Source organism: Anabaena sp. EIM26 (assembly GCF_057568715.1).
This window is the reverse complement of sequence record NZ_CM172472.1, coordinates 5,651,259-5,678,247: the sequence shown is the minus strand read 5'-3', so window position 1 is coordinate 5,678,247 and position 26,989 is coordinate 5,651,259. Positions and strand designations below refer to the sequence as shown.

The window sequence follows — 26,989 nt, the reverse complement described above, 5'->3', positions numbered from 1 at the left end:
GTAAAAATGTGATGAAAATTACCGAATACCACTTTTCAAACATCCTCTAACTAGACTAGTTGTATATCATTTATCATGATATATCTCAAAAATCTATTTACTGTCTACAACTTAAAAATACCATCTATATCTTCTTAAAGAAAGTAGATATAAGATGGTAGTTAAAAAACTAGCAGTAACACTCAGCCGAATCTTTCATCTTAATATCTTCTTCCTCTATTATCATCACGTCTGTAGTTATCATCACGTCTGTAATTATCATCGCGTCTGTAATTATCATCGCGTCTGTAATTATCATCGCGTCTGTAGTTATCATCACGTCTGTAATTATCATCGCGTCTGTAATTATCGTCACGTCTGTGATTATTATCTCGTCTGTGATTATCATCTCGTCTGTGATGATTGTTTCGTCTGTGATGATTGTTTCGTCTGTGATTATTATCTCGTCTGTAACGAGTTTCTTGGTGCTGATTTCTAGAATTATTTGGATGATCGGCTAAGGCTGGAGATATTCCCACACTACCTAGTGTAACCAAACCAAGTGTACCAATTAAGATGAGAGCTTTCTGCAAATTCATAATGAGTATTCTTGAAAATGAAATTACTTTTGGGGTTGTTTTATTCAACCTATTTAAAGCATAAAATTATAGTTGCATAGACATATAGGTAAAAAGTCACTAATCTAATCATGACTAAAGTCATGTTTTCCTGATATTAAGAAAAAGTAATGACGTTGCAAAAACTCATCTAGTCTGTTAGAAATAAAGTAGCAGATATATTGTTTTTAAAAGTGATTATATTAATCATATGCCTCTCGAATTAAAAAATCTTACGGGTGGTTATACTGTTTCGCCAATTATCCATGATATTAACCTTGCTTTGCAAACTGGAGAATGGTTAAGTTTGGTTGGTGCTAATGGTTCAGGTAAATCTACTTTATTAAAATTAATTAGTCGAATTCTTGCCCCACAACAAGGAGTAATTTTACTCGATGGGAAAGCGATTCACTCGCAACCTGCAAATTTAGTAGCTCAAAAATTAGCACTTTTACCACAACAGCAAACAGTTCCTGCCGGTTTAACGGTGAGTCAATTAGTCAGTCTAGGTAGGACACCCTATCAACCTTGGTGGCAATGGGAATTAAGTGCTAAAGATAGACAAAAGGTTGAGGGGGCAATTAAAAAAACACAATTAGAAGATTTTAGCGATCGCTTGGTTGAAGAACTATCTGGTGGTGAAAGACAACGGGCTTTTTTAGCCTTAGCTTTAGCTCAAGAACCAAAGGTATTATTACTAGATGAACCGACAACGTATTTAGATATAAATTATCAATTACAATTATTAGAGTTACTGAAAAATCTCAATCAGCAGCAAAATTTAACTATAGTCACCGTTTTACACGAATTAAATTTAGCTGCCCGTTATAGTTCCCGCATGGCTTTATTAAAACAAGGAAATCTTTGGGAAGTTGGTACACCCGAAACTGTGCTGACATCTCATAATATTGCTCATGTTTTTGGTGTGGAATCTGTGATTATTCACACTCCTGTAGGCTTGCAAGTTTGTGCCATCTCTCCAATATAAAAATCGCTCACTAACTCATTACTCATTTTCTCGTTCCCATACTCTGTATTTCTCGTTCCCATACTCTGTATGGGAATGAATTCTAGAAGGCTCTGCCTTGAGTAATATTAGAGGCAGAGCCTCTGTGATGACATTCCCAGTCGGAGACTGGGAACGAGACAACTCATTACTCATTACTCAGCACTCCTGATGCTGCCATAAACTATCAACAGTTACAAATTCATAGCCTTGTTGTAATAATTTTGGAATCAGGATTTGGATAATTTCTGCCACATCTTGTCCACCACAAACACCATCATGCAAGACAATTATTGAGCCACTTTTTACCTGTTGAAGTATTCGTTGAACAACTACAGATACACCAGGACGCACCCAATCTTCTGGGACAACACTCCACATGACTGGTCTGTAGTTCCATTGTTGAAATAATTTTAAAGTTGTAGGTGTAAAAAAACCGTTAGGGGGACGAACATCGCGCACTTGTTCGGGTTGTAGATTGCAAGCATTGTAGATAGCGGCTTGGGTTTTTTCTAAACTCTGCTTGAGGTCAGTTGAGGAAAGCATGGGAAAAGAGTGATGTTCATAACCATGCAAACCTACCCAGTGTCCTGCATCTGTGACAGCTTTGGCAATATGCGGTGAACGGTTGACACAAACACCCAACCAGAAAAAACTAGCTGTAATTTTGTAACGATCTAAAACGGCTAATACTTGCGGTGTGTATAGAGGATGGGGTCCATCATCAAAAGTGAGTGCGATGCCTACTGCGGGTGAAGCGATCGCTTGACTATGAAGATTACCATGCCAAAGACAATTAGGAAAACTCGGCTGAAGAACACGGTAAATCAGCGGGAAAAGAGGTGCAAAGTGCATAGGAATTATTAGTTATGGGGGGTAGAAGTGCTAGATTTGTATCAAAATCCTGTAACAAATTTTGTAACGAGAATATGATTTCCCCTAACTCTGGTCTAAATTGATGAGAAAGTTAGGGGTAATACCCGCATACAGGGGTAATGTTTAAAGATATTCGAGATTATCAAATTCTATTTTTGAGCTTATTCCTAATTTTAGGGATTGGCACAAGAGACTGGACACTGCGACCTATATTAATTTTAATAGCGATCGCAACCTGTATCACAACTCAACTGATATTTTCCTTAGCCATCAGTCATTGGTCATTCTTCATTAGCCCAGAAGCAACTGATCATCAACCCATAATCAATATCCGCAGTCCCTTAATTACCTCTCTCGGACTCAGTTTATTGTTACGGGCTGACCATTGGACAACAATGGTTTTAGCCGCAGTCACTGCCATAGGTAGCAAATTTATCTTCCAAACTGGTGAGAAGCATTTCTTCAACCCTGCCAACTTCGGCATCATTACCGTCTTAGCACTCACCTCTGATGCCTGGGTTTCCCCCGGACAGTGGGGTGAAGAATGGTGGTATGGGCTGCTATTCGCTGGCACAGGAGGCATGATTTTACAACGGGTTGGTCGTTGGGACACCACAGCAGCCTTTTTAGGTGCTTACTCCCTACTAGAAGCCGTGCGTAATCTTTGGCTAGGTTGGACTTGGGATGTTTACTTGCATCGCTTGACAAGTGGTTCTTTAATCCTATTTGCCTTATTTATGGTGACAGATCCCCGGTCAATTCCCAACGCCCGCACAGGGAGGATAATTTGGGCTGTAACTATTGCCATGATTACCTTTATTTTGCGGAATTATTTTTTTCTCTCTACCGCAGTTTTTTGGGCATTATTTGCGATCGCACCATTAACTATTCTCATAGATACCCTCTGGTTCTCCCCTAGATTTTCTTGGTTGAAGGAAGCAGATGGGGCAGGGGAAGAATCACCAATCACCAATTAACAATTACCAATCACCAATTACCAAAACAATGAAAAAATTTAAATTATTTATCCCTTTACTAATAGCCCTTATTGCTATCCTATCTTTTTCACCAACAGCATTAGCTTTTTGTGGTTTTTATGTTGCCAAAGCTGATACTAAACTCTACAACAAAGCTTCTCAAGTAGTTATTGCACGGCAGGATAATAAAACAGTATTAACAATGGCTAACGACTTTCAAGGCGAAGTTAAAGACTTTGCAATGGTCGTACCAGTACCAACCGTCATCAAAAAAGAACAAGTCCGCGTTGCTGAACCGAGAATTATTGAACGATTGGATGCTTTTAGCGCTCCTAGATTAGTAGAATATTTTGACGAAGATCCCTGCGCCCCGCTTGACAAAATGAGCGCTGTCCCAGCACCAATGTCAGCAGCCAGAGGTGCAGCGGAAAGCAGGAGACAAGATAACAGTTTAGGTGTCACCGTTGAGGCACAATTCAACGTTGGTGAATACGACATTGTTGTTCTCAGTGCAAAAGAATCTGGTGGTTTAGAAACTTGGCTTAATCGCAATGGTTACAAAATGCCCAGAGGATCAAATCAATTACTCAAACCCTATATTCGTTCTTCAATGAAGTTCTTTGTTGCTAAAATCAACCTAGATAAATTTGAAGAATCTGGCTACCAATCACTCCGACCTCTACAAATTTCTTACGAATCACCTAAGTTTATGTTGCCCATTCGCTTGGGTATGATTAACGCTACAACTGAGCAAGATTTAATAGTCTACATTCTTTCACCCCAAGGACAAGCCGAAGTTACCAATTACCGCACAGTCAAAGTTCCCTCTAACCTCAATATTCCCGTTTTTGTTAAAAGTGAATTTGGCGATTTCTATAAATCAATGTTTCAAACTTCTTACACCAAAGAAGATAAAAAAGTAGCTTTTCTAGAATATGCTTGGAATATGAGTAATTGTGATCCTTGTTCTGCTGATCCACTCAACTCAGAAGAACTCAAGCAAGCTGGTGTATTTTGGTTAGACAATAATGTCGATAACAATGGCATAACATCTCCTCAATTTCGTCGTCCCTTCCCCACAGGTAATGTTTTTATTACCCGTTTGCACGTCCGCTATACCCGCAATAAGTTCCCTGAAGATTTGATGTTTCAAACAACTTCCAATCAAGAATCTTTCCAAGGACGTTATGTTTTACAACATCCCTTTACAGGAAGCTTGCAGTGTTCTGCTGGTAGGGAATACAAACGGTCTTTGTCTGGACGTTTTGAACAAGAAGCCCAAACTCTAGCCAAATTAACGAACTGGAAAATTCAAGACATTCGCCAAAAAATGAAATTTAATATCGGAATTACAACAGGTTCTTGGTGGGAAAATTTATTAACCTGGTTAGGGTTGTGAAACGGTCAAAAGGGGAATAGTGTTGTAGGGTGCGTCAGACCCAATAATTTAGCACATAACAGATTGTTTTTATCTGACGCACCGCACTAATATTCAAGTCCAAAAGTCTGAAACTAGGCAATTTCTTTTATACATATCATGTGAAGAATGATTATGGATTTACGAAATTTTTTTCAAGTAACTAACTCTCATAAAACTATTGCAGCCGGAATTGGTTTAGCTGTGCTGGCTTTGACAGCAAATTGTCAAGTACAGGGACTGACAAAACCAAAACAACCCGCTGATCCGATTCTTGCAGATAGCTTTGTTAAAACGGTGTCAGCACAAACAAATCTCTCCCCAACACTGAGAACCAGTGAGGCTGATAATTCTGCATTCAAAGTAGGAGGAAAATTCAAACAAACTCAAGGGGTAAGAACAAATCATCAAATTATGATCACCGCAGATGCACAGCGACCAGAGCAGAGAACTTTGACAGGACACAGTGATTTTGTTATCAGTGTAGCGGTGAGTGCAGATAGCAAAACTCTCGCTTCTAGTAGTGCAGACGGTACGATCAAACTCTGGGATATAACGACGGGTAAATTAATCAAAACCCTAAATCATCGCTATCAGGTATATGGTGTAGCTTGGAATAGTGAGAACAAAACTCTTGCTTCTATAAGTGGGAACGAAATTATTATCTGGAATGTAACCACTGGAAAACGACTCAAAACCCTGACTGGTAGCCACGGTTTCTGGAGTGTAACTTGGAGTCCGGACGGCAAAAAACTCGCTTTGGGAGGTTGGGATAAAACCGTTCGAGTCTGGGATGCAAACACAGGTAAATTAATCAAAACCCTCCGTGGACATACATTAGAGGTTTACAATGTTGCTTGGAGTCCGGACGGTAAAACCCTCGCTTCTGGGAGTGGGGATGGAACTATCAAACTCTGGGATGCAAATACAGGTGAATTAATCAAAACCCTTGGACATAGAGGAACGGTTTATGGTTTGGCTTGGAGTCGGGACAGCAAAACCCTCGCTTCTTCTAGTACAGAGCGAACTATCCAACTCTGGTATACAAGCACAGATAAATTAATCAAAACCCTAACTGGGCATAGCGATGCGGTTAGTAGCCTGGCTTGGAGTCCAGATGGTAAAACCCTCGCCTCTAGTAGTGCAGACAGTACTATCAAACTCTGGGATACAGGCATAGGCAAATTGATTAAAACCTTGAATGGACATAAAGATATTATCTTGACTGTAGCTTGGAGTGCAGATGGTAAAACTATTGCTTCTGCAAGTAGAGACAAAACAATTAAACTCTGGAATGTCGATTTTGATCAGGACTTACGCAAAAAAGAATGGAAGTAGGGGTAATTCATGAATTACCCCTACCCAAGAATCAGGTTTTGAGTCCAATCTTGCGTAAGTCCTATTGATAAAAAGCTTTAGATACCTCGCCCATATTGAAAACTTGAGTTTAATGAAAGTTATTGGAAATAAAGGTCATCGCTCTAGTTACCATAACGTTATCGTAACTGACCAAACCCACGCTTTTAGATGGTGTGGGCTTTGATCTATGCCACTTGAGCGAGGCGATCGCAACTCGGTGTTTTTGGGATAAACCCTCGAAAAGGGGGATTGTGAAAAGTGAGTTTTGATGCTATCATTCCGTAACTCTTGCCAGATAAGATTCTTAGCTAAACCCCGTCTCAGAAAGGATACAATTTGAGACAAGTCTGAATTATGTCTCTTTACGTGTCTCAAAATACCATTTTTAGATCGTCTAAAAAATAGTGATAATCTTCACTCTGACTAGCTTTCACCGATCGCGTACTCATCAAAAGAGTGAAGTACCATTCAACAACAAATTCTAGAATTCCTCTTTTCGAGGGTTAATGCAAAAAAAATTCTACATTGACTAAGAGATATGAATCATCCATCAAATTTGCAGGTCAAATATAAAAAAATCTTGCCTATTTTTATGTTAATTTGTAGTATTTTTATACTTTGTGTATCATTAGTAACCGGATTTTCGATAAGTACAATTACAGGTTTAATACTTTTACTGCTCAGTTTTTTAATGTTGACACGCACTATAGCTGTGATTACTCCAAATGAGATTCAGATTATGGATCTATTAAGAATTACAGTTAAAACATATTCTTACACTCCCGACCAAATTGTAATTGCAAATAATAGCGTTTATGTTAATGATAAAAAAGTTCTTTCAGCTTTGTGGGTAGATATCAATATTAAAGAGTTAAGAGAATTTTTTTTACAAATACAAGAAGAACAATAAATTTAGAGTTCCTCAAGAGACATCGCATCCTATCACCTCCAGATTTTTTGAATAATAGAAAATACCAAAGCGTTTAAAACTGATCGTGTCGCTTATATCTCAGGGCTAAAGCCGCTGAGTTTTACGCTTATCGCAAGGTCTTATAATTTAGAAGAACTAAGAGAACTCTATAAAAAACATGATCCAATAAAGTAGGGGTAATTCATGAATTACCCCTACTTTCGCGGGGGACAAGCTTTAGGGGAATGATATTAAAACAGGATCAATCATTCTATGGAGTTCTCTAATCTTTTTTGACTCTTGGATGCTGGGGACGACAGGGACTTCCCCAACAAACTTGATTTGATGGCATATTAGTAAATACACTGCTACGCGCACCTATGACGGCATTAGCGCCAATTTCCACTCCTGGGGCTACAAAACAATCTGCTGCTACCCATGCACCATTACCGATGGTTATAGTTGCGGTTTTCAAACCAAAGGCAGGATCTTGGATATCGTGACTACCTGTACACAGATAACTTTTTTGGGAAACTATGCAGTGTTCACCAATGAAAATTTGATCAAGGCTGTAGAAAACTACATCATCACCAATCCAACTGTAATCACCTATGGTAACTTTCCAAGGGTAGGTGAAACGGGCTGTGGGTCTGATTAATACGCTTTTGCCAATTTTAGCTCCAAATAGCCGCAGTAGCTGACGACGTAATGCATTTAGCGGTTGGGGAGTGAGCGGAAATGCGATCGCTTGCACCAACCACCAAAACAAAACATACCAACCTGGACGACCTCTGTCAAACCAAGATTGGTTATAGTTACGTAAATCTACAAAAGGTTTTTCATTGGTCATGGGAGGCAGGAGTCAGGAGTCAGGAGAAAAATACCAATTACCTATTACCAATTACCCAACTTCTTGAGACAAAGTTGAGGAGGTAGATTCAGAGATGTTTGCAGTATTTAATTGTCCTCCACAACTGCTTAATTCGTAGAGTTTGACCCCAATTTGATATTCATATTGACTCAGTAAGCGTCCATATATATAACCGGCTTTGCCATCTAAAAAGCCGCGTTGAATAATATAGAACAAGATAAACCTTAATAATGGTTTAAATGGCAAGCGTACCCAAACGGTTTTTAAGAAGCGCTTCCGTTGTACTGCATCACCAAATAGATTTGCACCAATAGTATTAGCGTTATCTTTACCTGAGAGCAAATTAAAATAAACACGGGCTTCCCAATTAGAATAGCGGTTATGTCTTTCTAACCAATGATAAAGGTCGCGGAAGTCTTCGTGGAGCATATCATGTTTGAGATACCCAACTTGACCTTGCAAAATGACGTGTTCATGAACTTCGTTATCGCCTGTATTACGTATATCTTCGGTGTTGAGGTTTTCGTAGCGGCCTTTTTGATGTTTAAATAACCGCAGATTCCAATCAGGATATTTACCTCCGTGACGAATCCATTTTCCTAGGAAGAATACTCGACGATTGATATAATAACCATTACATTCATCGTTTTTAATTACTTCGGCAATTTCTGCCCAGGATTCTGGTGTGATTCGCTCATCACAATCAACAATTAGTACCCATTCATTTCTAAAAGGTAGATTTTCTAATGACCAATTTTTCTTTTTTGGCCAACTGCCATTGAAGTTAAATTGTACAACTTTAGCTCCGTAACTTTCCGCAATTTCGATGCTTTTATCACTGCTTTGAGAATCGACAACAAAGATTTCATCGGCTACTGCCAGACTAGTGAGACAAGCAGGTAAGTTTGCTTCTTCATTTTTGGCAGGAATGAGTACGGAAACTGGGATTTTAGCTGGCATAATAATTTTACTTTAATTTTTATTAGCGGTATTCATTTGAATGAGATACAAAATTTACGGCAAAAACCATACAGAAAAAGACTTTTACTCCTGACTCCTGACTTCTTCTATATTTTTTTGTTGGTTTTAGACATAAGTCCGTGAATTGCAGCATTTAAGTAACCAATCTGACCATAAGCATAGACTAGTTTATCAAATCTTTCGGCTGGATCAGTAATATATTGTAATGATTTATATAAGCCACGTACAAACTTTTCGCTACCTCGTTGTAGTTGTCCAAGACCGGCTTTACCTGCAAGTTGTTCCCGATAGCACTCACTGATACCTTGCCACCAACCCCGGTTTAAAAACCAGGAGGGTTTGAGGCGTTCTGGGGCAACGTTGTGAGCAACTAGGGCTTGGGGAAGGTAAATGACTTGCCAACCACTCTGGAGGGCAAATTCGGTCATTTGTAGTTCTTCGTTAGATAATAGGTTTTTGCCGACTCGCCCCAGTTGGGGGTCAAAACCGCCGATGTTGTCTAGAAAACTGCGCCGGATGGAGTAATTTAAGCCTCTGGGGGTGTCTCCTGGCTGTTCAATGTGGAGGATGCTGTCTCCCAAATCATAGGCTCCTAGGTTGCCAGCTAGTCCGGGAGATATCCATTTTGGTGGTTCAATGCCTGATGGCCAGATGAGGGTAACTTTGCCACCTGCGATCGCTATTTTGGGGTTATTCTCATATGCAGAATACAAAACTTGCAACCATTGGGGACTGGCTACGGCATCATCATCCAAATAAGCAAGAATCTCAGCGCTGGCAGCTTTAGCACCTGTGTTGCGAGCGACAGATAAACCTAGGGTGGGTTCAAAGATATACTTGAGGTGGGGATGATGGGATCTTTGTTCTACTACTTCACGAGTGCGATCGCTAGATCCATTATCCACTACCACAATTTCAAAGTTAGCCGTAAACTCCTGCGTCAATAGGCTGTCGATTGCTGCACCCAAGTACATATCTCGATTGTGAGTACAAATGATGGCAGAGATTTGGATATCTGGCATGGCCTTGTTTGGTATTTGAAGATTTGGATTTTTAGATAAAATCCGATTCAACGGTTGCTTACTGGTTGTTAATGTACCTTATAATCACCGATCTACCAACCGAAATTTTGCGGTCACTATTGTATACAAACAATCTTCATGAAAAATCATTAAAAACTTCATCAAGAGTTTAAACCTGATGAATATGGCTGTGTAAAGCCACAAGAGTTTCGGCTAATTGACTGAGACGAGTTTCTAGATACTGCTTGCGTCCAAACAGTTGACGTAACTTTTGATAACGAGCAATAGCCATACTGACATTAGGAACTTGATCAACTGGACATGAACGTGACCAGACTTTACCTACAGCATCGACTCCACAAAGGCGATAGTCAGTACGTGATGATTGATAAGATACCTTATTATCAGTGGGTTCACAAATTTCTTCCACGTAATCCATGAGTCGCTCAACTTCTGCATGACGCAGTGTTGCAGTTCCTCCTGGTTCTGCTTCTTGGGGATTAGATTCTAACCAGCCATTAATAACTGGCCCTTCTAGATAAATATCCTGAATTTGCTGAAGAATTCCCTGCAATTCTGTTTGCCAACTACTAACAGTTTCCTGAATATCTTGCAAGATATTCATTGCAAATGCTGGATTTGCACCATGACGATGATTACTGAAGCTTGGTGTTTTAAACTTAGGTAAACTGGGGGTTTTACCCTCATTTTCTTGGGTCGGAAAAGTTTTTACGGAGTTATGTTTGGGAAATAAATTTGGCTGCGAGTCTGAATTATTTACAGTATTTGCACTTGTATCAACTGTATTAAACTCTTCCGCTGTAGTTTCTTTATTTTCTGTAGATTTGTGAGCGCCGATGCTGATTCTAAAGGAGAACGGGCGTTTTATCCCTTCACCAGCTTCTGATTCTATGTCAGTATTGCGTATACCCAAATCATGTAGCGTTGCCTCAATGCGTTTTAAGCCTGCTTTCATAAAGAGATCCTGAAGCTTGTTTTGGTGGTATTGAATGATTTCTATGGAGAGTTTGTTAAGAGTGCAAATTATTGAGAAACTTCTTTTTATTGTAATAGGGGATGATAGTAGTTTATTGAGAAAAGTTAGACTCTTTTGAGCAGATATCTGGTAATATAATTATGAGTAGAGTTATTTTAGTAACAGGACCAGCACGTTCAGGTAAAAGTGAATGGGCAGAGAATTTAGCTATTCAGTCGGGAAAACCAGTTATTTATATAGCTACAGCTACCGAAAATACCCATGATTTAGAGTGGCAGCAACGTATTGAAAAACACCAAAAACGCCGTCCACAAAATTGGGTAACACTCCATGCACCGATGGAACTTGCAGCCAGTCTAACTAATGCCAAGCCTAATACCTGTATTTTGATTGATTCTTTGGGAACTTGGGTAGCTAATTTTCTGGAACAAGATGATTTGAGTTGGGAAAAAACCTTGACGGAATTGCTAGAAACAGTGTCTTTAGTAGAGGCTGATCTGCTATTTGTAGGAGAAGAAACAGGTTGGGGTGTAGTTCCTGCTTATCCTTTGGGGAGAACATTTCGCGATCGCTTGGGTGCTTTAGTTCGTCAATTAGGTGTTATTTGCGAGACAGTTTACTTAGTTACAGGTGGTCATGTTTTGAATCTTAGTATTCTGGGTGTACCCTTACCACCAGCAAAGTCTTAATTTAAAATTAAAGCTTCACCAGGTAAAATCCCGAAATTAAATCTATAATCAAGATTATGGCAAACAAACAAGAAGTTAAAAAGTATCTTGCTCACTGGTTTCAATTAGGGAAGAAAGTGGTAGTAGGTCATAGCGACCAAAGCTTCTTACCTAGTACAGTCCTAAATGGCGATCGCTATAGCCAAGAATTTGAAGACTGCTGGGAGCAAATTATCTCCCTAGAAATGTGTGACTGTTATTTAGAAGGTACTCATGAAACCATCGCTCAACTGCTAACACCAGCTTGGGAAATGCTTGCTTGTGGGCGCTGTGATATGCCAGTACCAGTACGTACTCTGGGTATGCCAGCCTTATTTTGTCCCTGTAATAGTTTACCCACATGGCCGAATACAGAACTACCAGCACCTCGCAGTCCAATCAATAGCCAAGAACAACTGACAGAAATTTGTGATGCTTGCGGTAAAAGAAGCGATCGCTTTGCAGATAACATTCCTTCCCAAATCCACTAACTCGCGGAATAGATAATTTATTTAGATATGCCTCTACCGCACTTGTTATCCTAAATCACCAGTCGGTAAGAGTGAACAGCTTAAAGAGGTGATATTTTGCCATAATATCAAAAATTATGCCTCATTTCTTATACATAAGACTTACGCATTGATGAAATCTATCAAATATGAATTATGTATTGTATCTCTTGTAGGGTGTGTCAGACCCGATAATTTAACACAAAACAGATTTTCTCTATCTGACACACCGCACTAATATGCAATTCCAAAAGCCTGAAACTAGGCAATTTCGTTCACACATATCATGTGAAGTTTATACAGTGAATAATTCCCTAATTTATTATATTTGCACTACATTAAATTAGCGCGTGTATTTTTCGGAAATAGCCTTGACGTAAATGTGAAATATATACTTCTAAATCTGGTAATTAAGTTTGCATAAATAGAGCATGACTTCCAGCGTTACTCCTCGATATTCTATTAACAAGCGAGGGGTTGAGCAGCACGCAAAACTAAATCAACTCCAAGCAGTAAACTCAGATCAAGGAGATTTCTATCATGTCTAACTTATTTACCGCAGTATCCATTGAAGAACAAGAAATCGTAGCCGGTGGTTATGGTAAAGACAATGGTACTGGCAGCGGTCTTGTGGATAAAATCTACACCGAATACGCTTTCAAAAACGCTGTCTTGAATGCTGACGTTTTCTCCGGTCCTGGTGGTAGCAGAGTATTACAGAACTTTGAACTTGTGGATCTATACACAGAAGCATCCAAGAAATTTAAAGCTTTCCAGTACTAATTAAGTAATCATTAGGCAATTAACTAATATACAAAATTAATTGCCTAAGTTATTCTATCACTCTCCAATAAATTGAAGATTTTTCGCTGAATATAGTCAACGTAAATTCTATATTTAATTTAGAAGTGATGGAAGATATCTATCTATAGGAATCCTATTTGATTTTTGATAGCTTGCGTGGCGTAGCCATACAGAACTCCGTACATACTGAAAGTCTTCTTTCCTGTTCCCTGCCTCCACGAAAAATTCATGAATCAAATCGGATCACTATATTTGATTTGAATCTTGGTGAGATAATTGTGCAGTTTTATATAGTATTACAGCCATTATTTCATTAAATCAAATTAATCAGGCATCCAAAAAATAATGGGATTTAATTAGTTTAACTGGAACTAAAGTTTTTATTTTGTATTTATACCTTTATGAGAGGAACATAAGCAGATGTTCAACCAAATCAACGACCAACTATTCCAGCAATTATCTGAACAAGAACAAGAAATTGCATCTGGCGGATGTTATCAATATTCACCATCTGGTATGTTTGTGTATCAAGAAAAAAATGTACTGAGTTACGCAAACAATAAAACAAAAATTTCAGACGGTGTTAGTGAACTTTATAATGAGCAAACATCTTTTTATAATTTAACAGAAAAGATACTTTTTTGGTTGCCATTTAATGGAGGTGGTAGACACAATAAGAATGGATTAAACAGTAATATGAATTGGCTTATATCCTTATTTTTTTAGAATAAGCTAGATAATCAATTCAGTTCTTCAGTACCTATGCAAAATCAAGCCAAAAATTAATCATCGCCTCAATAACAATAAACAAATAAACTAACAGCACCTCCAATTTATTTTTGCAACTATCTAGGGTGCTTTGCTTATGAAACTCCAATTTGTTAAACAGCACAGTGTAGAAGACTGTGGTGCAGCTTGCTTGGCTGCAATTGCTAAATATTACGGTCATACATTTACCCTCAACCGCATTCGTGAAGCAGTCGGAACTGGACAATCTGGAACCACATTATTAGGCTTAAGAAGAGGTGCAGAAGCACTTGGTTTTAAAGCTAATCCAGTCAAAACATCAGCAGAAGTTCTTGACCGAATAAATGAAGCTCCCTTACCAGCAATTATTCACTGGAAGGGTAATCATTGGGTTGTTTTATACGGTAAAAAAGGCAAAAATTATCTCATTGCAGATCCCGCAGTCGGGGTTCGTCATCTTTCTAAAAAAGATTTAATTGACGGTTGGAAAGATTGGTTAATCCTCTTATTAGAACCAGACCCCATCCGCTTTTTTGAACAAGAAAGTGATAAAGTTGGAGGTTTTTGGCGTTTTTTCAAACGTGTTTGGATTTATCGCGCCATTTTAGTCCAAGCTTTACCTCTAAATTTAGTCTTGGGTTTGCTATCTTTGGCTTCCCCTTTCCTACTGCAAATTCTCACCGATGATGTATTAGTTAGAGGTGACACAAAATTACTTACTACTGTCGCTATTTCTGTAGTAGTAATGAACTTTATTTCTAACAGCCTTTCATTTGTACAATCTAACCTAATTGCTCACTTCGCTCAACGGCTACAATTAGGACTAGTTTTAGATTTTGGTCGGCAGATTTTACGTCTACCTCTTAGTTATTACGAAGCGCGACGCAGTGGTGAAATAGTTAGCCGCTTGCAAGATATTCAGCAAATTAATCAATTAGTTACTCAATTAGTTGTCAGTCTACCAAGCCGATTTTTTATTGCGCTGATTTCTCTGGGATTCATGCTTTTTTATAGCTGGAAGCTAACGATAATAGCTTTAATAATTTCTGTCGTCATGACATTATCTACTATTGCTTTCCAGCCGACTTTACAACAAAAAACTCGTGAGCTTTTAGTTCAAGATGCAGAAAATCAAGGCGTTTTAGTTGAAACCTTTAAAGGAGCATTAACCCTCAAAACAACTACAGCAGCACCACAATTTTGGGATGAATTAGAAAGCCGTTTTGGTCGTCTAGCTACTCTCACATATCGCACGATTCAAATTAGCATCATTAATAATACCTTTTCTGGTTTTGTTTCCGCTATGGGAGGAGTTATTTTGCTATGGTTTGGTGGCTATTTAGTAATTGAGCCAGCAGAAAATCTCAGCATTGGAAAGCTACTTGCATTCAACTCCATGAATGGTAACTATCTAGGGTTAATTGGCACTGTTATCAGCTTTGTTGAAGAATTTACTCGTGCAAAGACTTCTGTACAACGCCTGACAGAAGTTATTGATGCTACTCCAGAAAATGAAAATGATGGGAAAAAGCCTTTTGCTAAAATTTCAGATAATTCTGATATCATTTGTACCAATATTAACTTTCATTATGCAGGTAGAATTGACCTTTTAGAAGACTTTTCTCTCATAATTCCTGGTGGTCAAGTTATTGCTTTAATTGGTAAATCTGGATGTGGTAAAAGTAGCCTTGCTAAATTAATAGCTGGATTATATCCTCTCCAATCTGGAAATATCCGCATCGGACTTTATAACCTCCAAGACCTTTCCTTAGAATGTCTACGTCAGCAGGTGGTACTTGTTCCTCAAGATGCTCATTTTTGGAGTCGTTCTATTGTCGAAAATTTCCGTTTAGGAGCGCCCTACATTACATTTGAGCAAATTGTTAGAGCTTGCCAAATTTCTGGTGCTGATGAATTTATCAGTAAACTACCTGAAAAATACCAAACTATATTAGGTGAATTTGGCGCTAATATTTCTGGTGGTCAACGTCAAAGATTAGCTATAGCTAGAGCCATTGTTTCAGAACCACCAATTTTAATTTTAGACGAATCTACAGGTGGACTTGACCCTGTAAGTGAAGAACAAGTTTTAGATCAACTATTTAAACATCGTCAGGGTCAAACCACAATTTTAATTAGTCACCGTCCTAAGGTAATTAATCGTGCTGATTGGATTGTTTTGCTAAATCAGGGAAGGTTAAAAATACAAGGTTCTTTGGAAGAATTAAAAACTAAAGCAGGGGAACATTTAGATTTTATAAATCCCTAATTCATCATAAATTATCAGGTAATTATGCTCTACACTCATAATCAAAAACTTATCCCTTCAATAGAAAATAATGAATTTCTTCCTCCTATTAGCCCTTGGACATCATTAGCAGGAATGTTCATGGTGATAACTGTTGCTGTTGGTATTACCCTATCTTCATGGGTTAAATATAATGTCACCGTTAAAGCTGGTGCCACTGTCCGTCCTACAGGAGAAATTCGTGTGGTACAACCAGAAATGGATGGAACTATTAAAAGTATTTTAGTTAAAGAAAATCAGGTTGTGAAAAGAGGTGATGTAATTGCTCATCTTGATACTGAGCAATTGCTGCTCAAAAAGACCCAGATGCAAGGTAATATACAACAAAGTAATTTACAAGTAATTCAAATTGATGCCCAAATTCGTATTTTAAATAGTCAGATTTTATCTGAGAAAGAAGTTATTGCAAGAAATATTGCTTCTGCAAAAGCTGACCTATTACGTAACCAAAGGGAATATCAAGAACGGCAAATTAATACTCAAAATGAATTCCTCTCAACTGAAGCAGGTTTGCAAAAAGCCAAGACCGATTTACAAAAAGCTCAAGCTGATTTAGAATTTGCACAACTGGATCGTGATCGCTATGAACAGTTATCGCAAATTGGTGCCATTGGCAGAAGAGAATTTGAACAGAAACAATTAGTTGTTCAGCAGACACAATTAACACTACAAGCGCAACAAAAATCTTTTGAAATAGCAAAAATTAAAGTAAAATCAGCTAAAGCTGCGATGAATCCAACTATAGCAATGGTAATAATAGCACAAGAACGTATTGCCCAAGAAACTGCTAAAGGTCAAGGCAACATGGCTAGTTTAAACAAAGAAAAACAAGCATTAATTGAGCGTCGAGTACAATTACAAACTCAGATTCAGCAATTTCAAAAAGAACTACAACAAATCGAAAATCAACTAAAAAAAAGTATTCTTAGTGCTACTAATAATGGTATTATCCTCAAACTCAATTTACGTAACCCAGGACAAGTAGTGCGTGCTAGTGAATCTATTGCTGAGATTGTTCCTAATAATGCTTCTCTAGTGATTAAAGCTATGATTCCTACAGATGAAATTAAAAAAGTTGCTGTTGGACAAACAGTACAGCTACGTGTTAATTCTTGTCCATATCCTGATTATGGCACGCTTAAAGGTGTTGTCGAAAATATTTCTCCAGACATCATTACAAGTCAAAGTAATAACCCAGGTATAACACCATCTAGTGGTCATTTTGAAGCAACAATTCAGCCTGAAAAGCTTGAATTTGGTAATACTAATCATCAATGTCATATCCAGTCAGGAATGGAAGTCAAAGCTGACATTATTTCCAGAGAAGAAACAGCACTAAAGTTTATGTTGAGAAAGGCAAGATTGATTACTGATTTATAAAAAAATACAGTTAATCAGGACTGATGCAACTGACTTACTTTGTAGGGTATGTCAGACCTATAAATTTGTTATTATCAACAGATTTACGATATCTGACGCACCTGCAAAATATATTAAATGTGATACTTGTGTAAGTCCTCTTAATTTAACCAAGACTTACTTAACTAGCATTTTGGAGGGTCTGTCAGGCTTAATTATTCAGTAATAATCAACAAACTTTTGGGATCTGAAGTACTCTATAATCTTCCACTAAGTCTAGCACTTGTATAAGTTATATTTACATTCAAAAATGTAAATTTATTCCCCAAATAGGATAATTAACATTTCTTACATGATTCTCTCATGGGAGAATTTACATAAAGATTCCTTACTTAAAAGTCATAAAAATTGTCAAATTTATGACCTATGAACAGAGAATTCAACAAGCATTACAATGGTGGTCTTATAGACAATTTGTAAAACTCTTCCTGGAAGCAGAAAAAATTCGGGATGGATTATTACAAGAATCTTTCACAATCCGTCGCAGCTTAGATGCATTAGAAATAGGTGATCTAAATTTATCAATTAATAAAATTTCAGAATACATCAAAAAAATTGATAATTTTCATCACTCTTTAGTACAATTGAGCGATCGCTTGTGTCCGGTGTATATTCAAGATAGCTTACCCTTCTCCATTCAGTGCTTACTAGACCCCTGGTTAGCATCTAATCCCCATCTATATTTTCATATTGATCTGCCAATATGCTGGCGACAAGAACCGATAGAATATAGTGCCATAATTTTAAGAACCTTAGAGGAATTACTGTCAATAACTATACCAAGTATTTCGATTCATGTTTCAGTTTATATCAGCTTAAAACTCAAAAAAGACACAGGGGAATTAACAGTAAAAATCACCTATCCTGATATATCTACTCTAATTTATTATGCTAGTTTACCTGAACTAAAATATCTCAGTGATAGCTTTCAATTTTTATTATCCGGTAAATGCTTTTACAATAGTAGTAACCTAAAAATAGCTTGTTATTTTTGTTGGTAAGTATTATTTATTAGCATATTTTTACCCTAAACAAGAAAGGATTTTGATGATAAATGTACGGATGAAGGGTGGCATACCTCATAGCGAATCAACCATCAGAAATACAATTTATTATAAGTTAATTAATTCTATTAGTTTGAAACAGAAATTGCATAATTATTTCCTTATTCATAGTTAAATATGGAACAAATTTTATTGGAAAATAAATTGTTGAAAATTTTAGTAATTGATGATCACGAATCAGTTCTCAGCGGAACAGTTGACATTCTCAAAAAAAACTATCCTAGTGCTGAATTCATGATTGCCATTAATGCTGATAATACTCTTGAACAAGTTAGTAGTGTGCAGCCTGATTTGATAGTTATGGATCTTTCTATTCCAGAAAAAATAGGAATTACTGCGCGGCCTGATAATGGTATTCAACTTCTGAAAATTTTGATGAAAAAATATCCCAATTTAAATATTGTTGTTCAAAGCGCCCATGTAAGAACATTGATACGTATTCGTTTAGATATTGATAATCATAAAGGAGGCTTTACTATTGCTGATAAAAGTCTTTCTAGCCAGGAGATGTTAACAAGAGTTCATTGGGCATTGCAAGGATTAACTCATACAAAAGATATCAAAGGAATCCACTCAGGATTAGAGGTCAAACCAGAATGGCTTAAAGTATTGCATCTTGCATTTGAACAAGGACTACAAGATAAAACTATCGCTGAACAGATGTGTATATCTGAACGCATGATACGTCATTATTGGAGTAAACTGCAAGATGCTTTAAATGTTTATCCTGAAGACGGTAAAAATATTCGTATTCAAACAGAAATGCGAGCCAGATATGAAGGCTTAATTGATTAATTTTAAACATAAATTTAAAATTTTGAATAACTCGGTATCCAGACTGGAACCAAAGCTTATGCAGTCTAATTTTTGGATGAAAATTAAAGCGGCATGGAGATACATCTGGATGTTAAAAACATATCCAGTAACAAACATTATAATTCTTGGTATTTCTATTTCCAACCTAGTGAGTATTAGTTATGTCTTGTTAACTTGGAGTTACTTAGTTCAGAAATTTCCAGCGATTCTAGTTTTAGGTTTAAATGCTACAGCACTAATAGCTTTATATCACTATAACCAATTTATTAAATCTGGAATTAAAGCTAGGCAAGCTATTATTGAAATTACATTTGAAACAATTCATAATGGACCATTACAAAGCCTAGATAGAGTTTTGAGAATGGTGAGAGGAGAAAATTTATCAATAAAAAAATTGCTTCCTGAACTGGAAGCAGAACTTGAAAAATTAAACCAAGAGCTACGGGGAATTTATGAGTTTTGGCAGCAGGAAACCCTAAACCAGGAAACAAGCCTTTACTTAGGAAACGGTATAATCATCAACTTACAAGATCCTCTGCATGAAATTCTTTATCAAGTTTATAACCACACATTGGAACGAGATTTTCCTTGCTTTAGAACCATAAAAGTGAAGATTCGCACTTTTGAACCCATAGATGAACAAAGTTTAACTCTTGAAAATAAACGAGGAATTTGCCGTTTTCTGGAAGAAGCTTTGTGTAATGTTGGTAAATATGCTACGGGATTAACCTGTCTTGAAGTTACTTGTTCTTCATCTGTAGGTTGGTACACGCTGAGTATTATAGATGATGGCTTAGGCGTTAAATCATCCAGAGAAGGACGGGGAACAAAACAGTTTAAAAATGTAGCACAACAAATTAAAGGTAAATTTCGACGGGTTCCTCTTGCTTCCAGAGGAACTATTTGTGAGTTATCTTGGCCTGGATGCCTAGTAAGTTATGATATGTAAATCCTCAAATTTTGGCATTTTGCTCAACAATCATGTAACTATAAAAAGTAAATCTTCATACTGAGCAAGAAGAAGGCTAAAAAACGCTGTGCAAATAACATTTTTAGGGACGAGTTCCGGTGTACCTACAAGATCACGTAATGTTTCCAGTATCGCACTGAGATTGCCACAACGAGCAGAACTGTGGTTATTTGACTGTGGTGAAGGTACACAGCATCAAATTTTGCGGAGTGACCTCAAAGTTAGCCAACTTTCCCGAATTTTTATCACCCATTTACACGGGGATCATATTTTTGGCTTAATGGGACTTCTTGCTAGTTGTGGTTTAGCCGGTAATGTAGAACGAGTTGATATTTATGGGCCATCTGGATTAAATGAATATCTGCAAGCTGCTTCACGTTACTCTCATACCCACTTTTCTTATCCCATCAAGGTACATACTGTCCAACCAGGGATAATTTATGAAGATGATGAGTTTACCGTTACCTGCGGTTTACTGCATCACAGGATTACAGCATTTGGCTATCGTGTTGCAGAAAAAGACCGAGCTGGACGCTTTGATGTAGAAAAAGCAAAAGCTTTACAAATTCCTTCCGGCCCAATTTATGGTCAACTCAAGCGTGGTGAAACAGTTACCCTAGAAGATGGTAGTGTAATTGATGGTAGCCAATTGTGTGGGCCTACGGAAATTGGCCGCAAGTTTGTCTATTGTACAGATACAGTTTATTGTGACGGTGCGGTGCAATTAGCACAAGATGCAGATGTGTTAATTCATGAAGCCACCTTTGCTCATCAAGATGCAGATATGGCTTTTCAAAGATTACATTCTACAACCACGATGGCAGCACAAACAGCTTATCTAGCCGGGGTCAATAGACTAATTATGACTCATTTTAGTCCCCGCTATGCTCCAGGAAATGCCATTGAGTTAAAAGATTTACTTCGGGAAGCCCGTGCTATTTTCCCAAATACCATCATGGCCCATGATTTCATGGTTTATGACGTACCTAGACGGCGTGAAGTTGTTCTCAATTAGTGTGTAGTAAGTATGATTGATGGTGTTAAAAATTCAGCCAAACAGAAACCCTAGATGTAGGGGATTTAGCTTTGCTAAACCTCCTATATATCACATCAATACTTATTATTGCTTCTAAGGTGCAGCACTAATCTCACTAAAATTATATATTATAGTATATAATCCTAATAATAATAGAATCCTAGCTGAAAGGGGGTTAAAAATTCTAATTTATTAATTGCGTTCGTGTAGTGTTCCTAAAAAGCTGATGATTTAGGATTGCTATATATCAAGCTTTATATATTCCATTTTTATCCTTTATTAAATATTTAAAAATCTGATCAAGAAATTTACTATCATAGTGCTGACCAGGCATATATCTGGATGAATTGATTATGGAATAGCTGCTTAAAGATAGGTTCCATCAAGTAGTTATATCCTCCTGGAAAAATAAATACTAGTGTTTTAAGAGAGAAATTAGTGTATAAATTATCTCAAAAGACTTTTTTATCATTATTTTCCAGATATATTGTTTCGATAGTAGAGGGCTTTTATAGTGACTACAACTGGTCTAAATCGCAAACAACTTCTTAAAACTTCTAAACAAAGGGTATTTAATATTAGACAAATATCTAACATTCTGTTGCATCGACGCTTTTTGATTTTAGGGTTTTCTTGTGCAGTAATGTCAGTTACAAGCCTGATTGCTGTCATTACTAAACCCATGTATCAGAGTTCTATGCAGATCATGGTGAGTTCTGATGATGATCAAGGATTTCGTTCTAGTAATATTCATAAGAGTACAAAAAATGAGCTAACTAACGTTAATAATTCATCTGCTGAATATAGTAATCAGATGAAATTAATGCTGAGTTCTAAACTCCTACAAAAAGCTGTTAATTTGCTGCTTTCTGATTATCCTAATATTACCATAGAAGATTTCAAAGGTAAAATTAATACTGCTAATCAAGTATCTTTGCAAGTAGAACCCACGGATGGAAAACCAGCTTTTAATCAAATATTTGTAGTTTCTTTTAAAGACCCAAATCCTGTAAAAACTAAACGAGTATTACAAGCTCTACAGAAAGTTTACCAGGACTACAATATTGAACAAAGGCAGGAGCGTGTCAATCAAGGACTAGCTTTTGTTAATAATAGATTACCTAAGTTGCAACAAGAGGTGTTAACGGCGGATAAAAAATTAGAATTTTTCCGCAAAAAACATAATTTAATTGATCCAGGAGTACAGAGTAAGATTCTATTAGAATCTCTTGCTGATATTCAAAAACAACGAAAAATAATTCGCTCACAGCTTGAAGATATACAGATTCGTTACAGTAATCTAGAGAGTAAATTAGTATCTTCAAGTCAAAATGCACAGTTAGCTGCTAGTTTGAGTCGTTCGAGTAGCTATCAAGCTTTGGTGGATGAGATTAGAAACACAGAAATGACTTTGGCTCAAGAACGTTTGCGCTACACTGAAAATTCTCCAGTTGTAGTCAGACTGATGCAGAAGCGCAAAATTCAGATGGCGTTATTAGAAAAAGAGTTGCAAGAACAAGCTATCAGTTCTAATAGTAAGTCTCAAAATTTATTAGGAGTTGATTCTAATTTAGTTAATGAGCTAAAGAAGTTACAGAAAACAGGAATTGAGCTAATTGCTAAGGAAAATAATCTAGCGAAATTTGAACAAAATATTCGTTCAGAGCTAAATATATATCCTGGGATTATATCTGAATATAATCGGTTATTATCAGATGTAACAATTCAACGTAAAACACTTGAGAAATTGCTGCAATTACAACAGACTCTAGGAATGAGAATTGCTCAGGGAGGATTTGATTGGCAAGTGTTGGAAGAACCAGATTTGGGGATTTATATCGGTAACCGTAAATGGTTATTGATAATTGGCGGAATTTTAATTGGCCCGATTTTAGGTATGATATTTGCTTTGATTTGGGAGATGTTTCATAAGGCAATTTTCTCTCCCCAGGATTTACAGAATTTGACGAATCTTCGTTTACTGGGATCTGTTCCTAAATTGGGTAAATCTAATGTTAAAAACAAGTTTCAGCAGATATTTGGATCTAAAGGGCAAAGCTCGTCACCGACAATAACAGAAAGCAATACAAAATTATCCAGTCATGAAACGCTGGATATGATTTACCAAAATATTCAAATATTCAAGCAGTCTTTGCCTTTTAAGTCTTTGATGTTAACTTCTGCATTACCTGGAGAGGGTAAAACAACTTTAACTTTGGGACTTGGAGCTAGTGCGGCACATATGCATCAGAGGGTACTAGTTATTGATGCTAATCTGCGATCGCCTAGTTTACACAAAATCCTCAAGATTTCCAATGATTGGGGCTTATCTCTGTTATTGCTGGATGATGTTAAAACTCAAGTTCATAATTATATCCAGCCTATTCACCCTTCTATTGATATTTTGACGGCTGGCCCAACACCAGAGGATGTGGTAAATCTGCTCAGTTCAGAAAAGCTGAAAGAATTGATCGAGTCCTGTGAGCAAATGTATGACTTGGTGCTGATAGATGCTTCTTCTGTTTTAGATAGCGTTGATGCCAGAATTATTGCTTCTGCCTGTAATGGAATTGTGATAGTAGGTCGTATTGGTCAGTTAACTCCTCAGGAACTGATGCAAGCAACGGAAATTTTGAGCCAGTTGAATTTAATTGGCATTGTTGCTAATGAAGCGCACAAGTCTTCTAAAGTAAAAAAATCCTCAGAACGTGCTGACACAGTTAAATTTGCTGATTAAGTCAAAATGATGGCCGACTAATTTCTGGTTGAGAGCCTAAGCAAACTGCATAATAGGTAGAAGTGGCAACCTCCTATCTGGGAGAACGTCTTATTGAACTTGTAGAGGCTTGTGATTAGACAATCAGCATGAAAATCCAACTTTATTTAGGTGCTTTATTTTCCCAAATTAAAGGACGACATTGGTGGGTAGGTATCCTCTTATGGTTTGTTTTGGTTGCGCCTGCTCAAGCATCTGTCATCCTGCGCGTAGCAATTGAAAGGGGTGTAAATCAAGTCAAAGTTGGTGCTTCCACGACGGCTATAGTTAAAGATAGTACTGGCCGTACTCTCGGACAGTTACCAGGAATGAGCGCTTATGCGGCTCAATCAGTTCCTGGGGGAGTGGCTTTGGATAAATGGCAATCGGGGTTGTTTTGGATTGAACCAACAGGTAAGGGATTTGTTTATATAGGCGATCGCTGGTTTAGAGGCAGAACCCTTGTTATTCCTACCGAAAAAGGCTTAACAGCAGTTAATTGGGTCGATTTAGAAGAATATCTCTACAGCGTTATCGGTGGTGAAATGGATTCTAGTTGGCCACCAGAAGCACTCAAAGCCCAAGCGATCGCAGCCCGCACCTATGCCCTCTATGAACGAGAAAAACAGCGCAACAACCCCGTCTATGATTTAGGAGACAGTCCAGATCGTTGGCAAATTTACAAAGGTGTCAGCAGCGAATCCCGTAACACTTACTCCGCAGTAGACAACACCGCAGGGAAAGTCCTCACCCATAGCAACAAAATTATTCTCTCCGTTTTTCATGCCTGTTCTGGTGGACACACCGAAAATGTAGAAGATGTTTGGGGAAATACCCTGCCTTACCTACGCGCTGTGCAAGATTTTGATCAAAATGTCAAAGAGTGCAATTGGGTAAAAACCTTTTCACCCGCAGAAATTAGCGCCAGAATTTCCGGTATAGGCAACATCAAAGAGATGATTGCTGAATCCTTATCCCCTTTCCGCAGCGTTAAAACTTTAAAAATCGTTGGTGATCAAGGGACTAAAGTACTTAAAGGTGAAGAAGTTCGCACCGCACTCAGACTTAAAAGTACCCGGTTTACAGTCAGCAAAGGAGAAAATGGCAGTTTTGTCCTCCAAGGACTAGGCTTCGGTCATGGCTTAGGAATGAGCCAATGGGGAGCATACAATTTGGCTCAACGCGGAGCCAGTTACCTGCAAATTTTGGGGCATTATTACAAAGATGTCGCCCTAACGCCGATTCAAGCCAAGTAAGCTAGAAATTGGGAAATAGGGGAAGCAAGAGAAAAATATTTATCTTCTTCCTTCTTCCTTCTTCCTTCTTCCTTTGCTACGCAACGCTAACGCGAACGCGTTCTTTGCGTCTTTGCGGTTCATTAAATCCATATTCTTTTAACCGCAAGGGAAAGAAGTATTACCCGTTACTCATCTAACCGATTCTGTTTTTTCACCTGCTCAAACTCCTGTTCCAGCAAATCTGTATCACTGGAATAAACCAAATCTTCCTTACCAATGACTTTTTCCGTAGCAAACTGACCAGCAAAAGCAATCTTTTTCTGTAAAGAATCATCTGCATTTGTTAATAATCTAGCTCTTTGCAAGCGATCGCTATTACGAGCCGCAATTTTGCCATTACGCCATTGAATCCAGAAATAACGCACCAAAGGTATCCCCAAGAAACCCGCACCATAAGCCAACAGCAGCCAATAAATCCCTTGCACAAAACCTACCAATCCTCCTATTTGTGCTGCCGCTGTTCCATCTCGCAACAAACTCCCCAGTATTAAAGCCGCAACAAAATTGAGTACACCCAAACCAGCACTCAGCATAACTTGTCCTGAACCAGCCGCACTAAAACGCCAAGGAAATTCCTCCAAATATGGCGCTATAGACTGAAGCTGCTTTTTACTAGCTTTCACCTGCAACTCTGGGAAATAATAGACAATTTGCCCATCAGGACTTACCTGCGGTTGCCCATTAAATCGCAGCATCACAGGCAACATATAATCTTCGTATTCTTGTTGATACTTCTCACCCAGATGATCCATATAGGGAGTAATTTGTTCTGCCACTACTGCCCCTTTATTATTCCGAATCACAGTACCAATTTCTTGCCAGCGACGCTCTTCCAAGTTTTCATTAGGATTACCATCACCAAATAAAAACGAAAACACAGCCTCAAAGAAATTGAGATTACTGCTTTCTCCCCTTTCTCGTCGTCGTTCCTGGGAGCGACTTCTATAATCGGGGCTAAAATACCAGAATAAATCTGGGAAAAAGAAAAAATTGAACCCACGAGAACCGCTACCTCGATTGTCGTTGTCTCGATCTGAGTTAGCAGCAGTAATGATAATAATGATAGTGACAGTAATCAGAGCAATAGAAAGAATTAAGAAAACGCCAAAAGAAATGCGAATTAGGTAAAAAAGTACTCCCCAAACTTTTTTCCACCATTCCTGCAAACGCAATTGCAAGTATTTATTCCTTAACATTGTTCTGAAATTCTTGGGAAACTGGTAAACAATGTCACCTGTTTCTGCCACCTGTAAATGTCCACCAGCATCAGACGCTAGAGCTAATAATCCTTGATTTGCTTCAGCTACATTTAATCCAGCCTGAGCCGCTATATCACCAGTAGTGACTCGATAGCCCAATTGTTCTACAGATCGCATGATAGCGGGATTGGGAGTCATTGCTCTCCTTTCCTCTTGTATTTCAGTTTACCTATAATCTAGTATAAGTTTGATTTCCGGCGACGACACACAACACAAACTCTTGAGTAAGTGATATGGTCATTATGGCGCTGGACAATTCATGTGTTTAGTTGCTTCCCAGCTTGG

General features: G+C 37.8%; 25 protein-coding genes. 17 read left to right on the top strand and 8 right to left on the bottom strand.

The features are described 5' to 3' along the window. Positions 1–200: 200 nt before the first annotated feature. Positions 201–578: a hypothetical protein gene (locus AC012T_RS24735; protein ID WP_487061681.1), complete on the bottom strand. Its 378-nt coding sequence runs from the start codon at positions 576–578 to the stop codon at positions 201–203. A gap of 229 nt (positions 579–807) precedes the next feature. Between AC012T_RS24735 and AC012T_RS24730 the strand changes: the two genes are divergently transcribed. Next, positions 808–1,584, top strand: coding sequence for an ABC transporter ATP-binding protein (locus AC012T_RS24730; RefSeq protein ID WP_487061679.1), 777 nt, complete (start codon positions 808–810; stop codon positions 1,582–1,584). Positions 1,585–1,602: 18 nt separating this feature from the next. Here AC012T_RS24730 and AC012T_RS24725 read toward each other — a convergent pair whose 3' ends face one another. Both AC012T_RS24725 and AC012T_RS24720 read right to left on the bottom strand, forming a co-directional pair. Continuing rightward, positions 1,603–1,758, bottom strand: coding sequence for a hypothetical protein (locus tag AC012T_RS24725; protein WP_487061677.1), 156 nt, complete (start codon positions 1,756–1,758; stop codon positions 1,603–1,605). 3 nt (positions 1,759–1,761) lie between these two features. Next, complete coding sequence (locus AC012T_RS24720; RefSeq protein ID WP_487061675.1) at positions 1,762–2,457, bottom strand: polysaccharide deacetylase family protein; 696 nt, start codon at positions 2,455–2,457, stop codon at positions 1,762–1,764. 140 nt (positions 2,458–2,597) lie between these two features. Between AC012T_RS24720 and AC012T_RS24715 the strand changes: the two genes are divergently transcribed. The 4 genes from AC012T_RS24715 to AC012T_RS24700 all read left to right on the top strand — a co-directional run bounded on the left by AC012T_RS24715 (position 2,598) and on the right by AC012T_RS24700 (position 7,141). Continuing rightward, positions 2,598–3,455: an RnfABCDGE type electron transport complex subunit D gene (locus AC012T_RS24715; RefSeq protein WP_487061673.1), complete on the top strand. Its 858-nt coding sequence runs from the start codon at positions 2,598–2,600 to the stop codon at positions 3,453–3,455. Positions 3,456–3,483: 28 nt separating this feature from the next. Further along, positions 3,484–4,854 carry a DUF2330 domain-containing protein gene (locus AC012T_RS24710; protein ID WP_487061671.1) on the top strand — a complete coding sequence of 457 codons (1,371 nt, stop codon included), beginning with the start codon at positions 3,484–3,486 and terminating at the stop codon, positions 4,852–4,854. A gap of 153 nt (positions 4,855–5,007) precedes the next feature. Further along, the gene (locus AC012T_RS24705; protein WP_487061669.1) at positions 5,008–6,210 is read left to right on the top strand and encodes a WD40 repeat domain-containing protein; all 1,203 of its coding nucleotides are present in this window, start codon (positions 5,008–5,010) and stop codon (positions 6,208–6,210) included. Positions 6,211–6,769: 559 nt separating this feature from the next. Continuing rightward, positions 6,770–7,141, top strand: a complete 372-nt coding sequence (locus AC012T_RS24700; protein ID WP_487061667.1) for a hypothetical protein — start codon at positions 6,770–6,772, stop codon at positions 7,139–7,141. 283 nt (positions 7,142–7,424) lie between these two features. Here AC012T_RS24700 and hpsU read toward each other — a convergent pair whose 3' ends face one another. From hpsU to AC012T_RS24680, 4 genes are all read right to left on the bottom strand, one after another. Further along, positions 7,425–7,991, bottom strand: coding sequence for a hormogonium polysaccharide biosynthesis acetyltransferase HpsU (hpsU, locus tag AC012T_RS24695; RefSeq protein WP_487061665.1), 567 nt, complete (start codon positions 7,989–7,991; stop codon positions 7,425–7,427). A 51-nt stretch (positions 7,992–8,042) separates the two neighbouring features. Further along, positions 8,043–8,972 (bottom strand): glycosyltransferase family 2 protein, encoded by a 930-nt coding sequence (locus tag AC012T_RS24690; RefSeq protein WP_487061663.1) that lies wholly within the window; start codon positions 8,970–8,972, stop codon positions 8,043–8,045. A gap of 107 nt (positions 8,973–9,079) precedes the next feature. Continuing rightward, positions 9,080–10,015 carry a glycosyltransferase family 2 protein gene (locus tag AC012T_RS24685; RefSeq protein ID WP_487061661.1) on the bottom strand — a complete coding sequence of 312 codons (936 nt, stop codon included), beginning with the start codon at positions 10,013–10,015 and terminating at the stop codon, positions 9,080–9,082. Positions 10,016–10,184: 169 nt separating this feature from the next. Next, positions 10,185–10,991: a hypothetical protein gene (locus tag AC012T_RS24680; protein ID WP_487061659.1), complete on the bottom strand. Its 807-nt coding sequence runs from the start codon at positions 10,989–10,991 to the stop codon at positions 10,185–10,187. 161 nt (positions 10,992–11,152) lie between these two features. Here AC012T_RS24680 and cobU point away from each other — a divergent pair, with 161 nt between their 5' ends. The 12 genes from cobU (at position 11,153) to AC012T_RS24620 (ending at position 25,403) form a co-directional block, all read left to right on the top strand. Continuing rightward, positions 11,153–11,701: a bifunctional adenosylcobinamide kinase/adenosylcobinamide-phosphate guanylyltransferase gene (gene cobU / locus AC012T_RS24675; RefSeq protein WP_487061657.1), complete on the top strand. Its 549-nt coding sequence runs from the start codon at positions 11,153–11,155 to the stop codon at positions 11,699–11,701. A 56-nt stretch (positions 11,702–11,757) separates the two neighbouring features. Then, positions 11,758–12,210, top strand: coding sequence for a hypothetical protein (locus AC012T_RS24670; RefSeq protein WP_487061655.1), 453 nt, complete (start codon positions 11,758–11,760; stop codon positions 12,208–12,210). A gap of 558 nt (positions 12,211–12,768) precedes the next feature. Then, the gene (locus AC012T_RS24665; protein WP_487061653.1) at positions 12,769–13,011 is read left to right on the top strand and encodes a CTB family bacteriocin; all 243 of its coding nucleotides are present in this window, start codon (positions 12,769–12,771) and stop codon (positions 13,009–13,011) included. Positions 13,012–13,452: 441 nt separating this feature from the next. Then, entirely contained in the window at positions 13,453–13,758 is a 306-nt protein-coding gene (locus AC012T_RS24660) for a hypothetical protein (RefSeq protein ID WP_487061651.1), read from the top strand. Positions 13,759–13,897: 139 nt separating this feature from the next. Continuing rightward, positions 13,898–16,048, top strand: coding sequence for a peptidase domain-containing ABC transporter (locus AC012T_RS24655; RefSeq protein WP_487061649.1), 2,151 nt, complete (start codon positions 13,898–13,900; stop codon positions 16,046–16,048). A gap of 24 nt (positions 16,049–16,072) precedes the next feature. Then, positions 16,073–17,467: an HlyD family secretion protein gene (locus tag AC012T_RS24650; RefSeq protein ID WP_487061647.1), complete on the top strand. Its 1,395-nt coding sequence runs from the start codon at positions 16,073–16,075 to the stop codon at positions 17,465–17,467. A gap of 398 nt (positions 17,468–17,865) precedes the next feature. Then, on the top strand, positions 17,866–18,507 hold the full coding sequence (locus AC012T_RS24645; RefSeq protein WP_487061645.1) for a hypothetical protein: 642 nt from the start codon (positions 17,866–17,868) through the stop codon (positions 18,505–18,507). A gap of 180 nt (positions 18,508–18,687) precedes the next feature. Continuing rightward, positions 18,688–19,365: a response regulator gene (locus AC012T_RS24640; protein ID WP_487061643.1), complete on the top strand. Its 678-nt coding sequence runs from the start codon at positions 18,688–18,690 to the stop codon at positions 19,363–19,365. 58 nt (positions 19,366–19,423) lie between these two features. Next, on the top strand, positions 19,424–20,335 hold the full coding sequence (locus AC012T_RS24635) for a sensor histidine kinase (protein ID WP_487061641.1): 912 nt from the start codon (positions 19,424–19,426) through the stop codon (positions 20,333–20,335). 88 nt (positions 20,336–20,423) lie between these two features. Then, the gene (locus AC012T_RS24630) at positions 20,424–21,371 is read left to right on the top strand and encodes a ribonuclease Z (RefSeq protein ID WP_487061639.1); all 948 of its coding nucleotides are present in this window, start codon (positions 20,424–20,426) and stop codon (positions 21,369–21,371) included. A gap of 535 nt (positions 21,372–21,906) precedes the next feature. Then, entirely contained in the window at positions 21,907–24,129 is a 2,223-nt protein-coding gene (locus AC012T_RS24625) for a GumC family protein (RefSeq protein WP_487061637.1), read from the top strand. A gap of 128 nt (positions 24,130–24,257) precedes the next feature. Beyond that, positions 24,258–25,403 (top strand): SpoIID/LytB domain-containing protein, encoded by a 1,146-nt coding sequence (locus AC012T_RS24620; RefSeq protein ID WP_487061635.1) that lies wholly within the window; start codon positions 24,258–24,260, stop codon positions 25,401–25,403. Positions 25,404–25,570: 167 nt separating this feature from the next. On the opposite strand, the gene AC012T_RS24615 is transcribed toward AC012T_RS24620, so the two are convergent. Beyond that, positions 25,571–26,842, bottom strand: coding sequence for a hypothetical protein (locus AC012T_RS24615; protein ID WP_487061633.1), 1,272 nt, complete (start codon positions 26,840–26,842; stop codon positions 25,571–25,573). Positions 26,843–26,989: the final 147 nt, after the last annotated feature.

Excerpts from the sequence above, each read along its gene's own strand:
- AC012T_RS24655 (WP_487061649.1), top strand. The coding sequence starts at position 13,898 with ATGAAACTCCAATTTGTTAAACAGCACAGTGTAGAAGACTGTGGTGCA.
- AC012T_RS24700 (WP_487061667.1), top strand. The coding sequence starts at position 6,770 with ATGAATCATCCATCAAATTTGCAGGTCAAATATAAAAAAATCTTGCCT.
- AC012T_RS24620 (WP_487061635.1), top strand. The coding sequence starts at position 24,258 with ATGAAAATCCAACTTTATTTAGGTGCTTTATTTTCCCAAATTAAAGGA.
- AC012T_RS24735 (WP_487061681.1), bottom strand. The coding sequence starts at position 578 with ATGAATTTGCAGAAAGCTCTCATCTTAATTGGTACACTTGGTTTGGTT.
- AC012T_RS24725 (WP_487061677.1), bottom strand. The coding sequence starts at position 1,758 with ATGAGTAATGAGTTGTCTCGTTCCCAGTCTCCGACTGGGAATGTCATC.
- AC012T_RS24615 (WP_487061633.1), bottom strand. The coding sequence starts at position 26,842 with ATGACTCCCAATCCCGCTATCATGCGATCTGTAGAACAATTGGGCTAT.
- hpsU (WP_487061665.1), bottom strand. The coding sequence starts at position 7,991 with ATGACCAATGAAAAACCTTTTGTAGATTTACGTAACTATAACCAATCT.
- AC012T_RS24680 (WP_487061659.1), bottom strand. The coding sequence starts at position 10,991 with ATGAAAGCAGGCTTAAAACGCATTGAGGCAACGCTACATGATTTGGGT.
- AC012T_RS24665 (WP_487061653.1), top strand. The coding sequence starts at position 12,769 with ATGTCTAACTTATTTACCGCAGTATCCATTGAAGAACAAGAAATCGTA.
- AC012T_RS24635 (WP_487061641.1), top strand. The coding sequence starts at position 19,424 with ATGCAGTCTAATTTTTGGATGAAAATTAAAGCGGCATGGAGATACATC.
- AC012T_RS24660 (WP_487061651.1), top strand. The coding sequence starts at position 13,453 with ATGTTCAACCAAATCAACGACCAACTATTCCAGCAATTATCTGAACAA.
- AC012T_RS24720 (WP_487061675.1), bottom strand. The coding sequence starts at position 2,457 with ATGCACTTTGCACCTCTTTTCCCGCTGATTTACCGTGTTCTTCAGCCG.
- AC012T_RS24705 (WP_487061669.1), top strand. The coding sequence starts at position 5,008 with ATGGATTTACGAAATTTTTTTCAAGTAACTAACTCTCATAAAACTATT.
- AC012T_RS24730 (WP_487061679.1), top strand. The coding sequence starts at position 808 with ATGCCTCTCGAATTAAAAAATCTTACGGGTGGTTATACTGTTTCGCCA.
- AC012T_RS24710 (WP_487061671.1), top strand. The coding sequence starts at position 3,484 with ATGAAAAAATTTAAATTATTTATCCCTTTACTAATAGCCCTTATTGCT.
- AC012T_RS24685 (WP_487061661.1), bottom strand. The coding sequence starts at position 10,015 with ATGCCAGATATCCAAATCTCTGCCATCATTTGTACTCACAATCGAGAT.
- AC012T_RS24650 (WP_487061647.1), top strand. The coding sequence starts at position 16,073 with ATGCTCTACACTCATAATCAAAAACTTATCCCTTCAATAGAAAATAAT.
- AC012T_RS24645 (WP_487061645.1), top strand. The coding sequence starts at position 17,866 with ATGACCTATGAACAGAGAATTCAACAAGCATTACAATGGTGGTCTTAT.
- AC012T_RS24715 (WP_487061673.1), top strand. The coding sequence starts at position 2,598 with ATGTTTAAAGATATTCGAGATTATCAAATTCTATTTTTGAGCTTATTC.
- AC012T_RS24640 (WP_487061643.1), top strand. The coding sequence starts at position 18,688 with ATGGAACAAATTTTATTGGAAAATAAATTGTTGAAAATTTTAGTAATT.
- AC012T_RS24690 (WP_487061663.1), bottom strand. The coding sequence starts at position 8,972 with ATGCCAGCTAAAATCCCAGTTTCCGTACTCATTCCTGCCAAAAATGAA.
- AC012T_RS24670 (WP_487061655.1), top strand. The coding sequence starts at position 11,758 with ATGGCAAACAAACAAGAAGTTAAAAAGTATCTTGCTCACTGGTTTCAA.
- cobU (WP_487061657.1), top strand. The coding sequence starts at position 11,153 with ATGAGTAGAGTTATTTTAGTAACAGGACCAGCACGTTCAGGTAAAAGT.